Genomic DNA, 12,859 nt, shown 5'->3' with positions numbered 1-12,859 from the left:
CCGTGGGTGGGGTGGGTGCGTCGACGAGGTGGGCCGCCTGGTCAGGCGGGCCACCACTGCTGGTGGGAGCGAGCAAGGGTCGTCGGCACGCAGGCATCGTGCCACGAGTCGCCAGGAGGTGTCCGGAACGGCCATCTCGAGGCGCCGGAAGCGTCATCTCGGCTGTCCGCGAGCGTCATCTCGGCGGGGGTCGGTTAGCGTGCGGACGTGACCGAGACCTCCTGCCCCGGGCCGGCGACGGTCGTCTTCGACGACGGCCTGACCGCCTACGACTTCGGGGCAGGTCACCCGATGTCCCCGCTGCGCGTCGACCTCACCATGCGGCTTTCCCGCGAGCTCGGGGTGCTGGAGCACCTGCGGGCCGTCGACGCCCCGATGGCCGACCTCGACCTGGTCGCCACCGTCCACGACGACGCGCTGATCGAGGCCGTCGCCCGGATGGGCCGCGAGCCCGGCGCCGGCGAGGAGGCCTTCGGCCTCGGCACCGACGACAACCCGGTCTTCCGGGGGATGGACGTCGCGGCCGCCCACGTCGTGGGGGCCACGGTCGAGGCCTGCCGCCAGGTCTGGAGCGGGGAGTCCCTGCACAGCGTCAACGTCACCGGCGGGCTGCACCACGCGATGCCGGACCGGGCCAGCGGCTTCTGCGTCTACAACGACGTCGCCGTCGGGATCCGGTGGCTGCTCGACCAGGGCGCGCAGAAGGTGGCCTACGTCGACGTCGACGTCCACCACGGCGACGGCGTCGAGGCGATCTTCTACGACGACCCGCGGGTGCTGACGATCTCGCTGCACGAGAGCGGGCAGTTCCTCTTCCCGGGCACCGGCTTCGCCGGCGACACCGGCGGCCCCGACGCCAAGGGCAGCGCGGTCAACGTGGCGCTGCCGCCGGGCACCTCGGACGAGGGCTGGCTGCGCGCCTTCCACGCCGTCGTGCCGCCGGTGCTGCGCGAGTTCGCCCCCGACGTCCTGGTCACCCAGCACGGCTGCGACTCCCACGCCGACGACCCGCTGGCCGACCTCACCCTCACCGTCGACGGCCAGCGCGCCAGCTACCTCGCGCTGCACGACCTCGCCCACGAGGTCGCCGGCGGACGGTGGGTCGCCCTGGGCGGCGGTGGGTACGCCGTGGTCGGCGTCGTCCCGCGCTCCTGGTCGCACCTGCTCGCCGTGGTCGGCGGCGCCCCGCTCGACCCGGCCACGCTCACCCCTCCGGGGTGGCGCGAGCACGTCATGGAGCTGCTCGGCGCGACCGCGCCGCTGCGGCTGACCGAGGGGCGCACCCCGACCTACCGGCCGTGGGAGGAGGGCTACGACCCGGACAGCTGGCTGGACCGGCTGGTCCAGGCGACCAGGACCGCCACCTTCCCGCTCCACGGCCTGGACCCGGTGCTCTGACCGGGCTCTCCGGGCCTCTGTCCGCGGCGGCCTGCCTCCCGAGTCAAGGCGACACGCCGCGCCCCACGAGTCAGTCGAGACATTCTCTTCCCCACCCGTCACTCCAGGCCCTATCCTCCGGTCAAGCGCTGGTGAAAGTCAGCGGAGGGAGTCATCGGCACGTGCCGAGGAAGACAGGTGCCACATGGTCTCGAGCTCGTCCGGGCCGGGAACCGAGCCGGAGTTCATGACCGTCGCCGAGGTCGCGACCCGCATGCGGGTCTCGAAGATGACGGTCTACCGGTTGCTGCACGGCGGGGAGGTCCCCGCCGTCCGGGTGGGCCGGTCCTTCCGGGTCCGCGAGGAGGACGTCGACGAGTACCTCCGCAAGAGCTTCTACGACGCCGGCTGAGTCCGGGGGCCGATTCGGCCGGGTGTGGCCGCCATGGCTAAGGTGGGGCGGTCCTGGCGGCGCTCGCCGCGAGGGACCAGTGTCTGAGAGGTAACCCGTGGGTTCTGTCATCAAGAAGCGGCGCAAGCGCATGGCCAAAAAGAAGCACCGCAAGCTCCTGAAGAAGACGCGCGTCCAGCGTCGCAAGCTCGGCAAGTAGGCCGTACGGGCGCCCCCGTGCGCCCGCTCCCCGTCCTCGCACGCCCGCACCTGGGAGCACCTCGTGGCAGCTGACGCCCGGACCGTCCTGGTCACCGGGGTCTCTCGGGACCTCGGGCGTCGCTTCGCGCGCAGGATCGCCGCCCAGCCGGGCGTGCGGCGGGTGATCGGCGTCGACGTCGTGCCGCCCCGCGGCGACATCGGCGACGTGTCCTTCGTGCGTGCCGACATCCGCAACCCGGTGATCGCCAAGGTGATCGCCCGGGAGGACGTCGACACCGTCGTGCACATGAGCGTCATCGCCACCCCCGGCAGCACCGGCGGCCGGGGACCGATGAAGGAGCTCAACGTCATCGGGACGATGCAGCTGCTCGCGGCGTGCCAGAAGGCGCCGTCGGTGCAGCGGCTGGTGGTGAAGTCGACCACCACGGTGTACGGCGCGAGCAGCCGCGACCCCGCGATGTTCACCGAGGAGATGGAGCCGCGCCGGCCGCCGCGCTCGGGCTACGCCAAGGACGTCGCCGAGATCGAGGGCTACGTCCGCGGCATGGCGCGCCGTCGACCCGACGTGCGCGTCACGATGCTGCGCTGCGCCAACGTGATCGGCCCGCACGTCCAGAGCCCGATCACGTCCTACTTCCGGCTGCCGGTCGTCCCGGTCGTGCTCGGCCACGACGCGCGGCTGCAGTTCCTGCACGAGTCGGACCTGATGGCGGTGCTCCACCACGCGGTCGACACCGACGTCCCCGGCACGTTCAACGTCGCCGGCGACGGGCTCCTCACGCTCTCGCAGGCCGTACGCCGGCTGCAGCGACCGATGGTCCCGATGCCCGGCTTCGCCGTCGGCGGGCTCGGCTCGGTGCTCCGCTCCGCGCGCGCCGCGGACTTCTCCCCAGAGCAGCTGGCGTTCCTGACCTACGGTCGGGGCGTGGACACCACGCGGATGCGCGCCGAGCTCGGGTTCTCCCCGTCGTACTCGACCGCCGAGGCCTTCGCCGACTTCGGAGCCGGTCTCGCCCCGACCGGTGGCCGCGGTGCCCGGGTCGTGGGTGGGCTGGCCGACCTGCTTCCGGACCCCGCACCCGTCCCCGCACCCGTCCCCGCACCCGTCTCGGCGATGCCCGGGGGCGACCTCGATGGGTGACGCCGAGATCATCCCGCTGGGCACCCGCGGGCAGCCCGGGCGCGGCACCGGTCGCGCCCCCTCGTCCGCCGCCCGCGGCCTCGCCGGCGCCCACGGCGCCCCGCACGGTCCGCCGCGCCGGGCCAAGCCCCCGGCCGGTGCCGCACCCGCGGACCCGGCCGAGGACGACCTGCACGAGGACGACCTGCCCGAGGACGACCTGCCCGAGGCAGAGCCGGCCGTGGGCCCGGTCGGCGTCCCGGACCCCGTCGAGCCGGTCGAGCCCTCGACGGCCCCGACCACGGCCGGGCGCCGCGCCGCGGCGCGCACCCAGGAGCGCAACCCGCTCGCCCAGGTGTCACCGGCCCAGTGGCTGGGAGCGCTGCAGACCGCGGCCCGCGAGGTGTTCGGCGAGCAGTGGGAGCCGCAGCTGGCGCGGCTGCTGGCCTTCTGGCGCCGGCGGCTGACCGGCGACTACCCCGTCGACGAGTACGGCTTCGACGCCGAGGTCACCGAGCGCTTCCTGCTGGCCGCCGTGCGGCCGCTGGCGCGGTCGTGGTTCCGGATCGAGGTCCGTGGCGCCGAGAACATCCCCGAGGTCGGGGGTGCCCTGGTGGTCTCGAACCACTCCGGGACGATCCCGGTCGACGGTGCGATGACGATGGTCAGCGTGCACGACCACACCGGACGCTTCCTGCGGCCCCTGGGCGCCGACCTCGTCTTCCGGCTCCCGGTCGTCAGCGCCCTGGCCCGCAAGGCCGGCGCCACCCTGGCCTGCCAGGAGGACGCCGAACGGATGCTGCGCGGGGGCGAGCTGGTCGGCGTCTGGCCGGAGGGGTTCAAGGGCGTCGGCAAGCCGTACGCCGAGCGCTACAAGCTGCAGCGCTTCGGGCGCGGCGGCTTCGTCTCGGCCGCCCTGCGCACCGGTGTCCCGATCGTGCCGCTCGCGGTGGTCGGGGCGGAGGAGATCTACCCGATGATCGGCAATGTGCCGGCCCTGGCCCGGCTGCTGGGCCTGCCGTACGTCCCGATCACCCCGCTGTTCCCGTGGCTCGGGCCGCTGGGCCTCGTCCCGCTGCCCTCGAAGTGGCTGCTGGAGTTCGGGGAGCCGATCCGCACCGACGACTACGAGCCCGGTGCGGCCGACGACCCGATGCTGGTCTTCGACGTGACCGACCAGGTCCGCGAGACGATCCAGCAGACGCTCTACCGGCTGCTGATGGACCGCGACTCCGTCTTCGGCTGAGCCACGCGGGCCCCCACCCGGGCCGCGCGCCGTACCCCCGTGCCGGACCCCGTGCCGGGGAGCGGTCAGGGGATCAGCCCGCCGAGGGTGTCGTCGACCTTCTCGAGGGTCTCGCCCACCAGGCCGCCGCCGGCGCCGCCGCTGCCGCCGCCGTTCTTGCCGTCGTTCTTGCCGCCGTTCCTGCCGTCGCCCTTCCTCGGGCCGTCCTTGCCGCCGGTGCCCTGGTCGGACCCGCCGGACCCGCCGCCGGATCCGCCGCCCGACCCGCCGCCGGATCCGCCGCCACCGAGCAGTCCGCCCTCCAGGTCGCCGAGGGGGGACCCGGTCAGCCCCTCGAGGGTCCTCGTGACGCTCTCGGTCAGGTCACGCAGCGGTCCCTGGAGCTCGGGGACCGAGCCGCCGTCGACCGGCAAGGACGCACCGCCGCCCAGCTGCCCGCCCGGCTGTCCGCCTGCCTGTCCGCCTGCCTGCCCGCCCTGCTGCCGGTCCTGCGTTCCTCGCGGTGAGCGGTCGCCCGGCGTACGTCCCTCGGCCCCGGGGCGCGCCGCCCCGTCGGGGCCGCCCGCACCGGCGCCGCCGTCGACGTCGCTCCCGCGGCCGGTGTCGGGGCGTCCCGCGGCGCGGAGCTCGCCCAGGCCGAGCGCCCTGCCGAGGTCGGCGGAGGCCGGGTCGAGCGCCAGGTCGGGGACGAGGTCGACCACGGGGCCGCCGCAGCCGCCGCAGGCCTGCCGGGCGACGGCGTCGAGGTCCCGCAGGTCCTGGGCCGCCCGCAGCAGCGCACCCAGGGCGGTCTCGGGCACCACGGGCTCGAGGGAGCCGAGGACGGCGACGGAGTCCGTGGCGAGGTCCCGGACCTCGAGCACCTCGGCCTGGCTGCCGGAGTCGTAGTACGCCTCGAGCTTGAGGTCGGCTGCCTCGCGGGCCTGGGCGGCGAAGTCGTCCAGGGTGCGCTCGACGGCCACCGGGTCGGCGCCGTCGGCGGCGGTGAGCGCGGCGACCTCGGTCAACCGGTCCCGGGCCTGGGCGACCAGGCGGGTCCCCTTCGCGGACGGGTCGTCCTCGAGGCCGGTGCGGACGTCCTCGAGGGCGCGCTTGACGGGGTAGAGGGTCTCGCCGGGCAGGGCGCTCTGCGACGCCACGGCCATCCCGCCGCCGGCTCCGACGAGGGCGAGGGCGGCCACCGACGCCGTCAGCCGTCGCTGACCGCGGGGGCGTCCCGGCGCCAGCCGCAGCCGGTCCAGCGGGTCGGGCGCGGCCACCGCGTCGACGAGGCCGGTCGCGTGCTGCTCGTCGCGGGCCGCGGTGAGGAGCTGCTCCCGCAGCGCCGAGGCGAACTCCTGCCGCGGCTGGACCTCCGGCCCGGACTCGAGCCGGTCGACGAGCCGCAGCCAGGCCGGGTCGACGCCGAGGGGGCGGCGTCCCGCGACGCGTCGAGCGCGGCGGCGAAACGTTCCGCTCGTGCGCGCGTCGTGAACCCGGGGGTCATGCGGTCCGTCCTGGTGTCGGGGGCGCCCACTCGTCCGTCGCGCCTCTCGGGACGCCCAACGACGTGCGCGCGCCGGAGGTTACGGAGTCCCCGCCCACCCGTGCGCCGGTCATCGCAGGTCCTCGGGGAGGAGCTTGGCCAGGTTCCGCACACCGCGCAGCTGCAGCTGCTTGACGGCGCCGTCGCTGCGGCCCAGGACGGCCGCGGTCTCGGCGATGCTGAGCCCCTGCAGGAACCTCATCACCAGGCAGTCGCGCTGCTCGTCGGAGAGCTGGTGCAGGGCGTCGAGCAGCACCTCGTGGGTGAGGTTCGCCAGCACGGCGTCCTCGGTGCTCTCGGTGACGTCGTCGTGCCTGCTCATGTCCTCGGTGGTCGACTCCATCCGGACCCGGCCGGACTTGAAGTGGTCGACGGTGAGGTTGCGGGCGATCGTCATCAGCCACGCGCCGAAGTCCTTGCCCTGCCACCGGAAGTCCGGCATCCGGCGCAGCGCGCGGAAGAAGGTCTCGGAGGTGAGGTCCTCGGCCAGCGGCACCGAGCGGGTGCGGTGGTAGAGGAAGCGGTAGACCTGCGGGTGGTAGTGGTCGAAGAGCATCCCGAACGCCTCCGCGTCACCACCGCGGGCGAGCTCGACCAGCGCGATCAGGCGGCTGCGCTCGCTCTCGTCGACCGCCGAGGAGGCGGCCTCCCCGTGGTCCCCGTGGTCCCCGTGGTTCCCGGGGCCGCTGGGCCCGCCGAGGGGCGTTCCCGGCCCGGCCGGCCCGGTCGAGGAGGTCGCGGCGTTGAGCAGCGTCCCCGGGGGGTACGCGCCCGCGGGCCGCGGGTCGGTCGTCAGCAGGACGTGGGCGACGGCGCGGCGCAGGGCCTCCAGGCCGCGCTCGTGCTGCCCTCCCTGCACCATTCGCTGCACCCCTCCCGTGGCGGCCGCCCGGGAGCGACCTGCTGAGTCTAGACGGGGGGAGACCCACGCCACAGGGGTTCGACGGGCGGCTCGTCAGGACCGGCGGCGCAGCCCGGCTGCGGCGGCGCCGCCCAGGGCCCCGGCGGCCGCGGTCAGGACCAGGCCGGCGCGGGCGGCCTTGCGGCCGGTCCGGTAGTCGCGCACCCGCCACCCCGCGGCGCGGGCGTGGGCCCGCAGCCGGGCGTCGGGGTTGACCGCGCAGGCGTCGCCGACCAGGGACAGCATCGGCAGGTCGTTGACGGAGTCGGAGTAGGCCGAGCAGCGCGCCAGGTCCAGGCCCTCGCGCACCGCCAGCGCCCGGATCGCCTCGGCCTTGGCCGGTCCGTGCAGCATGTCGCCGACCAGTCGGCCGGTGTAGACGCCGTCGACGTGCTCGGCGACGGTGCCCATCGCCCCGGTCAGGCCGAGGCGCTTCGCGATGATCCGGGCGATCTCGACCGGCGCCGCGGTGACCAGCCAGACCCGCTGTCCCTGGTCGAGGTGCAGCTGGGCCAGCGCGCGGGTGCCGGGCCAGATCCGGTGCGACATGGTCTCGTCGAAGATCTCCTCGCTGAGCTCCTCGAGCTCGGTCACCGTGTGCCCGGCGATGAAGGAGAGGGCGGCCTCGCGGGTCTCGGAGACGTGGTCGGGGTCCTCCACGCCGACGACGCGGAAGTAGGCCTGCTTCCAGGCGGCGCCGACGAGGTCGCGGGTGGTGAAGAACTCGCGGCGGTGCAGCCCGCGGGCGAGGTGGAAGATGCTGGCGCCCTGCATGACGGTGTTGTCGACGTCGAAGAACGCCGCCGAGGTGGGGTCGGCGACCAGGCTCAACGCGTTCTCGACCTCGGCCGCGGCGGCGGCGGCCTCCCCGGCCATGATCGAGCGCTGGCGCAGGTCCAGCCGCGGTCGCGGACGCTCCGACGGGGTCACGGGCCCAGGCTAGAGCAGCCGGGGACGGGTGTCGGGGGACCCGGCGCGCATCGCCGCGGTGTGGAAGTATCCGCCCATGCCAGCCGCCGCTGCGCCACCGCTCGACGACGTCGTGACCCCGCCGACCGCCGACGGCCTGGACGACCTGCTCGTGCACGCCGCCCGGGAGTCGCCGGACAAGCTGGCCCTGGTCGAGGCCTCCGGGCGGAGCCTGACGTGGCGCGAGCTCGACGCCGAGGTGGCCCGGGTGGCCACCGGGCTCGGCGACGCCGGGGTGGTGGCCGGCTACCGGGTCGCGCTGGTGCTGGGCAACCGGCTCGAGATGGTCACCGGCTACCTCGCCGTGCTGCGGGCGCAGGCCGTGGCGGTGCCGCTCGGTCCCGGCTCGACGCCGGCCGAGGTGGCACAGGTGGTCGCCGACAGCGGTGCGCGGATGGTCCTGGCCGACGCGGGCTCGGTGACGTCGGTCCGCGCGGCCCTGGCCACCCTGCAGGCCAGCGGCGCGTCCCCCAGCCCCCGCCTGGTCGCCGTCGGCACGACCCTGCTGCCGGGGGAGCGCTCCTGGGAGCACCTGCGCGCGGAGCGCGCCCGCCGTTCGCCGGCGCTGCACGACGCCGAGCAGCTCGCCGTGCTCCTCTACACCTCCGGCACCACCGGCCGCCCGCGCGCCGCGATGCTGACCCACCGCGCGCTGCGGGCCAACGTGGAGCAGGTCGCGCGGGTCGAGCCGCCCCTGGTCCACGGCGACGACGTGGTCCTCGGGCTGGTGCCGCTGTCGCACGTGTACGGGCTCTGCGCCGTGCTCGGCGCGGTGCTGCGGCAGCGCGCCAAGCTGGTGATGGCCGACGTCTTCGACCCCGGCGGCGTCCTGGACCTGATCGAGGACGAGGCCTGCAGCGTGCTGCCGCTGGCCCCCGGGGTGCTGGAGCGGTGGCGCTCGGTCGAGGACCTCACCGACCGGTTGGGCCCCGTCCGCCTGGTGATGTCGGGCTCCGCGCCGCTGGACCCCGCCGCCGCGGCCGAGTTCACCGCGCGGACCGGCCTGGTCGTGCACCAGGGGTACGGGCTCACCGAGACGTCGCCGGTCGTGGCCAGCACGCTGGGCGGGCCGGCCGACCCGTACTCCGTGGGCCGGGCGCTGCCCGGGGTCGGCCTGCGGCTGGTCGACGCCGAGGGTCGCGAGGTCGCCGCCGGGGACCCCGGCGAGGTGCAGGTCAGGGGACCCCACCTCTTCAGCGGCTACTGGCCCGGCGGCGAGGGCGGGCCCGGGCCGGACGGCTGGTGGTCCACCGGCGACGTCGGGCTGCTCGACGCCGCCGGCGACCTGCTCCTGGTCGACCGCCTCACCGAGACGATCGTGGTCTCGGGGTTCACCGTCTACCCCGTCGAGGTCGAGGCCGTGCTGGTCACCGCGCCGGGGGTGCAGGCCGTCGCCGTGGTCGGCGCCGACGACCCGGTGACCGGGAGCGCCGTGGTCGCCCACGTCGTGCCCGAGCCCGGCACCGACACCGCGCAGGTGCTGGCCGGGGTCGAGGCCGTCGCCGTCGAGCACCTGGCCGTCTTCAAGCGCCCGGCCCGGGTCGTGGCCGCCGAGCGGCTGCCGCGCACGCGTACCGGCAAGGTGGCCCGCTCCCGGCTCCGCGACGCCACCGCGGAGCGGTCGTGAGCGCGCCGCGGGTCCGGCTCTACGGCCGGCCCGGCTGCCACCTCTGCGACGTTGCGCGGGAGGTCGTCGCGTCGGTCTGCGCCGAGCTGGGCGAGGAGTTCGACGAGGTCTCCGTCGACGACGACCCCGCCCTGCGGGAGCGCTTCGGCGAGGAGGTGCCGGTGACCTTCGTCGACGGGCGCCAGCACGACTTCTGGCGGGTGGACGCGCACCGCCTGCGCGCCGCCCTCACCCGCGCGTGACCCGCCGGTAGCAGAACCGGCGACCCCCCGCGCGGTGTGACTTCTCACATGTGCTAGCCCCCACGGTCGCTCGTTTTGTTCTCCCGTTCACAAACTCCTACAGTGAACGACGCCGCCACGCGCACCACACACCGAGGCGCCCCCGACGTCGTCGTGCGGCTGGAAAGCAGAGCAGTGACCTCACGGACACCCGCCGGACCCGGTGCGGCCGAGGCGACCCGGGACATCCCGGAGGCCACGGTGGCGCGCCTCCCGGTCTACCTGCGCGCCCTGAACGCGCTCGCCGACGCCGGGACGGCCACCTGCTCCAGCGAGCACCTGGCCTCCGTGGCCGGCGTCAACAGCGCCAAGCTCCGCAAGGACCTGTCCCACCTCGGCAGTTACGGCACCCGCGGGGTCGGCTATGACGTGGAGTACCTCCGCTACCAGATCGCCCGCGAGATCGGCGTGACCCAGGACTGGCCCGTGGTGATCGTGGGCATCGGCAACCTCGGCCAGGCGCTGGCCAGCTTCTCGGGCTTCCGCAGCCGCGGGTTCCGCGTGGTCGCGCTGCTCGACGCCGACCCCGACCGGCACGACCAGGTCGTCGCCGGCGTCGAGGTCCGCCCCTTCGACGACCTCGAGGGCGTGGTGCGCGACCAGGGGGTCGCGATCGGCGTGATCGCCACCCCGGCCGTGGCCGCCCAGGACGTGGCCGACCGGATGGTGGGCTGCGGGATCACCAGCATCCTCAACTTCGCCCCGGCGGTGCTCGCCGTGCCCGAGGGCGTGGACGTGCGCAAGGTGGACCTCTCCATCGAGCTGCAGATCCTCGCCTACCACCAGCAGCGCAAGGCCGGCGTCGACGCCACGACCCCGGTCCCGACCCGGAAGGTGGGCTCCGCATGAGCGTCCTCGTCGTCGGCATCTCGCACAGCTCCGCGCCCGTCTCCCTGCTGGAGAAGGTCGCGCTCAGCGACGACGCCGTCCACAAGCTGGTCCAGGACGTCTCGACCGCCGACCGGGTCAGCGAGGCGACCGTGATCTCCACCTGCAACCGGGTCGAGATCTACGCCGACGTCGACCGGTTCCACGGCAGTGTCGAGGCGCTGTCGCGGATGCTCATCGACCGGGCCGGCGAGGACGAGTCGATGCTGCCGCACCTCTACGTCCACTACGACGACGGCGCGGTCTCCCACCTCTTCCAGGTCGCCGCCGGGCTCGACTCGATGGCCGTGGGCGAGGGCCAGATCCTCGGCCAGACCCGCAAGGCGCTGCGGACCGGCCAGGAGCTCGGCACCGTCGGCCCGTCGCTGAACGTGCTGTTCCAGCAGGCCCTGCGGGTCGGCAAGCGCTCGCGCGCCGAGACCGACATCGACCTCGTCGCCCCGTCGCTGGTCTCGGTGGCGCTGGAGCGCGCCGAGGCCCAGGTCGGCGCGATCGCCGGCAAGGACGTCGTGGTCGTCGGCGCCGGGTCGATGGCCGGGCTGGCCGTGGCCACCGTCGCCCGCGCCGGCGCCGGCCGGGTCACCGTGGTCAACCGCTCGGCCGAGCGCGCCGACCGGCTCGCGGCCGAGCACGCCCCCCGCGCCGACGGGTCGGGCCCCGGCTCGACCCGGGCCCTGCGCCTGGCCGACCTGTCCCTCGCTCTCGGCGAGGCCGACGTGGTGATCACCTGCACCGGCGCCACCGGCGTGCTGGTCAGCGCCGCCCAGGTCAGCGCCGCGCGGGAGGCCGCCGGCCGCGGCCCCGAGCAGCCGCTGTGCGTGCTGGACCTCGCGCTGCCCCGCGACGTCGAGCCGGCCGTCGCCGACCTGCCCGGCGTGGGCCTGGTCGGCCTGTCCGAGCTGGCCGAGACCCTGCAGCACACCGAGGCCGGTCGCGAGGTCGAGCAGGTCCGCGACATCGTCACCCACGAGGTGACCTCGTTCCTGGCCGCGCGACGCCAGGCCAGTGTCACGCCCACCGTGGTGGCGCTCCGCTCGATGGCCACCGGCGTCGTCGACACCGAGATGGTCCGTCTCGACACCCGGCTGCCCGGCCTGGAGTCCGAGGTGCGCGCCGAGGTGCTGCGCACCCTGCGCCGCGTCGCCGACAAGCTCCTCCACGAGCCCACCGTCCGGGTCAAGGAGCTCGCCGACGAGCAGGGTGCGGTGTCGTACGCCGCCGCCCTCGCCGAGCTGTTCTCCCTCGACCCCGAGGCCGTCGACGCCGTGACCCGCCCCAAGGTCGGGGAGGAGGGTCCGTCGTGAGCGCCCCCGACAGCACCCACGCGCCCGTCCGGGTCGGCACCCGCCGCTCCCTGCTGGCCACGACGCAGTCCGAGACGGTCGCGGCGATGATCCGCGAGCGGCTCGGCCGCGAGGTCGAGCTGGTCGAGGTCACCACCGACGGCGACCGCAGCCAGGCCGCCGGCACCCCCCTGGTCGAGAGCACCACGGCCGGCAGCACCGGCGTCTTCGTCGGCGCGCTGCGCGACGCGCTGCTCGCCGGCCGGGTCGACGTGGCCGTGCACTCGCTCAAGGACCTGCCGACCTACCCGGCCGAGGGCATCTCCCTGGTCGCCGTGCCCGGTCGCGAGGACTCCCGCGACGTGGTCGTGGCCCGCGACGGGCTGACCCTCGGCGAGCTGCCCGTCGGCAGCGTCGTGGGCACGGGTTCCCCGCGCCGCGTCGCGCAGGTCCACGCCCTCGGCCTCGGACTCGAGCTGCGGGGCGTGCGCGGCAACGTCGACACCCGGATCGGCAAGGTCCGCTCCGGGGAGTACGACGCCGTCCTGCTCGCCCGGGCCGGCCTGGCCCGTCTCGGCCGGCTCGACGAGGTCACCGAGGTGCTCGACCCGATCCAGGTGCTCCCCGCCCCCGGGCAGGGTGCGCTGGCGGTCGAGTGCCGTACCGGCGACCCGCTCGCGGCCGCGCTGGCCGACCTCGACGACCCCCGTGCGCGGGCCTGCGTCGAGGCCGAGCGGGCGGTGCTCGCCACCCTCGAGGGAGGCTGCTCGGCCCCGATCGGCGCGATGGCCGAGCTCGTCGAGGGCGAGGACGGCGACGAGCTGTGGGTCCGCGCGGTCGCGCTGTCCCTCGACGGCGGGCTCGCCGTGCGCAGCTCCGCGGCCGGCCCCGTCTCCGACCCGGCCGGGCTCGGCGCCCGGCTGGCCGCCGAGATGCTCGACGACGGCGCCGGCGACCTCGAGGCGGCCCCCACATGACCAGGACCACCGACCCACCCGCACCACCCGGCCAGGAACGACCATCCGCACG

The 12,859-nt window shown here is 75.2% G+C and carries 13 protein-coding genes; 10 read left to right on the top strand and 3 right to left on the bottom strand.

The features are described from left to right. The first annotated feature begins 207 nt into the window (after positions 1-207). From ENKNEFLB_RS20670 to ENKNEFLB_RS20650, 5 genes are all read left to right on the top strand, one after another. Positions 208-1,398: an acetoin utilization protein AcuC gene (locus ENKNEFLB_RS20670; protein WP_246535705.1), complete on the top strand. Its 1,191-nt coding sequence runs from the start codon at positions 208-210 to the stop codon at positions 1,396-1,398. A 226-nt stretch (positions 1,399-1,624) separates the two neighbouring features. Then, positions 1,625-1,789: a helix-turn-helix domain-containing protein gene (locus ENKNEFLB_RS20665; protein WP_425543641.1), complete on the top strand. Its 165-nt coding sequence runs from the start codon at positions 1,625-1,627 to the stop codon at positions 1,787-1,789. Positions 1,790-1,886: 97 nt separating this feature from the next. Beyond that, positions 1,887-1,988 (top strand): 30S ribosomal protein bS22, encoded by a 102-nt coding sequence (locus tag ENKNEFLB_RS20660; protein ID WP_008356322.1) that lies wholly within the window; start codon positions 1,887-1,889, stop codon positions 1,986-1,988. Between the two features lie 63 nt (positions 1,989-2,051). Then, on the top strand, positions 2,052-3,131 hold the full coding sequence (locus tag ENKNEFLB_RS20655; protein ID WP_246535704.1) for an NAD-dependent epimerase/dehydratase family protein: 1,080 nt from the start codon (positions 2,052-2,054) through the stop codon (positions 3,129-3,131). Then, complete coding sequence (locus ENKNEFLB_RS20650) at positions 3,124-4,356, top strand: lysophospholipid acyltransferase family protein (RefSeq protein ID WP_214057065.1); 1,233 nt, start codon at positions 3,124-3,126, stop codon at positions 4,354-4,356. Before ENKNEFLB_RS20655 ends, ENKNEFLB_RS20650 begins: the two co-directional genes overlap by 8 nt. Before the next feature lie 65 nt (positions 4,357-4,421). Here ENKNEFLB_RS20650 and ENKNEFLB_RS20645 read toward each other — a convergent pair whose 3' ends face one another. The 3 genes from ENKNEFLB_RS20645 to ENKNEFLB_RS20635 all read right to left on the bottom strand — a co-directional run bounded on the left by ENKNEFLB_RS20645 (position 4,422) and on the right by ENKNEFLB_RS20635 (position 7,712). Further along, positions 4,422-5,615, bottom strand: coding sequence for a DUF5667 domain-containing protein (locus tag ENKNEFLB_RS20645; protein ID WP_214057064.1), 1,194 nt, complete (start codon positions 5,613-5,615; stop codon positions 4,422-4,424). Positions 5,616-5,951: 336 nt separating this feature from the next. Then, a complete protein-coding gene (locus ENKNEFLB_RS20640) occupies positions 5,952-6,743 on the bottom strand; it encodes a sigma-70 family RNA polymerase sigma factor (protein WP_214057063.1) in 792 nt (263 codons plus the stop codon). Between the two features lie 93 nt (positions 6,744-6,836). Then, on the bottom strand, positions 6,837-7,712 hold the full coding sequence (locus ENKNEFLB_RS20635; RefSeq protein WP_246535703.1) for an HAD family hydrolase: 876 nt from the start codon (positions 7,710-7,712) through the stop codon (positions 6,837-6,839). Between the two features lie 76 nt (positions 7,713-7,788). Here ENKNEFLB_RS20635 and ENKNEFLB_RS20630 point away from each other — a divergent pair, with 76 nt between their 5' ends. The 5 genes from ENKNEFLB_RS20630 to hemC all read left to right on the top strand — a co-directional run bounded on the left by ENKNEFLB_RS20630 (position 7,789) and on the right by hemC (position 12,807). Next, positions 7,789-9,378: a class I adenylate-forming enzyme family protein gene (locus tag ENKNEFLB_RS20630; RefSeq protein ID WP_214057062.1), complete on the top strand. Its 1,590-nt coding sequence runs from the start codon at positions 7,789-7,791 to the stop codon at positions 9,376-9,378. Next, a complete protein-coding gene (locus ENKNEFLB_RS20625; protein WP_214057061.1) occupies positions 9,375-9,620 on the top strand; it encodes a glutaredoxin family protein in 246 nt (81 codons plus the stop codon). The genes ENKNEFLB_RS20630 and ENKNEFLB_RS20625 overlap by 4 nt, the downstream gene beginning before the upstream one ends. Before the next feature lie 174 nt (positions 9,621-9,794). Continuing rightward, positions 9,795-10,508 (top strand): redox-sensing transcriptional repressor Rex, encoded by a 714-nt coding sequence (locus ENKNEFLB_RS20620; protein WP_246535702.1) that lies wholly within the window; start codon positions 9,795-9,797, stop codon positions 10,506-10,508. Further along, entirely contained in the window at positions 10,505-11,851 is a 1,347-nt protein-coding gene (locus ENKNEFLB_RS20615; RefSeq protein ID WP_214057060.1) for a glutamyl-tRNA reductase, read from the top strand. The genes ENKNEFLB_RS20620 and ENKNEFLB_RS20615 overlap by 4 nt, the downstream gene beginning before the upstream one ends. Beyond that, positions 11,848-12,807 carry a hydroxymethylbilane synthase gene (gene hemC, locus ENKNEFLB_RS20610; RefSeq protein ID WP_214057059.1) on the top strand — a complete coding sequence of 320 codons (960 nt, stop codon included), beginning with the start codon at positions 11,848-11,850 and terminating at the stop codon, positions 12,805-12,807. The genes ENKNEFLB_RS20615 and hemC overlap by 4 nt, the downstream gene beginning before the upstream one ends. The last annotated feature ends 52 nt before the right edge of the window (positions 12,808-12,859 follow it).

This window comes from Nocardioides aquaticus (assembly GCF_018459925.1).
Lineage (GTDB): Bacteria > Actinomycetota > Actinomycetes > Propionibacteriales > Nocardioidaceae > Nocardioides > Nocardioides aquaticus.
Note: the sequence above shows the minus strand (reverse complement) of the source record. Positions and strands in the feature narration are given on the sequence as shown.

Excerpts from the sequence above, each read along its gene's own strand:
- ENKNEFLB_RS20615 (WP_214057060.1), top strand. The coding sequence starts at position 10,505 with ATGAGCGTCCTCGTCGTCGGCATCTCGCACAGCTCCGCGCCCGTCTCC.
- ENKNEFLB_RS20640 (WP_214057063.1), bottom strand. The coding sequence starts at position 6,743 with ATGGTGCAGGGAGGGCAGCACGAGCGCGGCCTGGAGGCCCTGCGCCGC.
- ENKNEFLB_RS20665 (WP_425543641.1), top strand. The coding sequence starts at position 1,625 with ATGACCGTCGCCGAGGTCGCGACCCGCATGCGGGTCTCGAAGATGACG.
- ENKNEFLB_RS20630 (WP_214057062.1), top strand. The coding sequence starts at position 7,789 with ATGCCAGCCGCCGCTGCGCCACCGCTCGACGACGTCGTGACCCCGCCG.
- ENKNEFLB_RS20650 (WP_214057065.1), top strand. The coding sequence starts at position 3,124 with ATGGGTGACGCCGAGATCATCCCGCTGGGCACCCGCGGGCAGCCCGGG.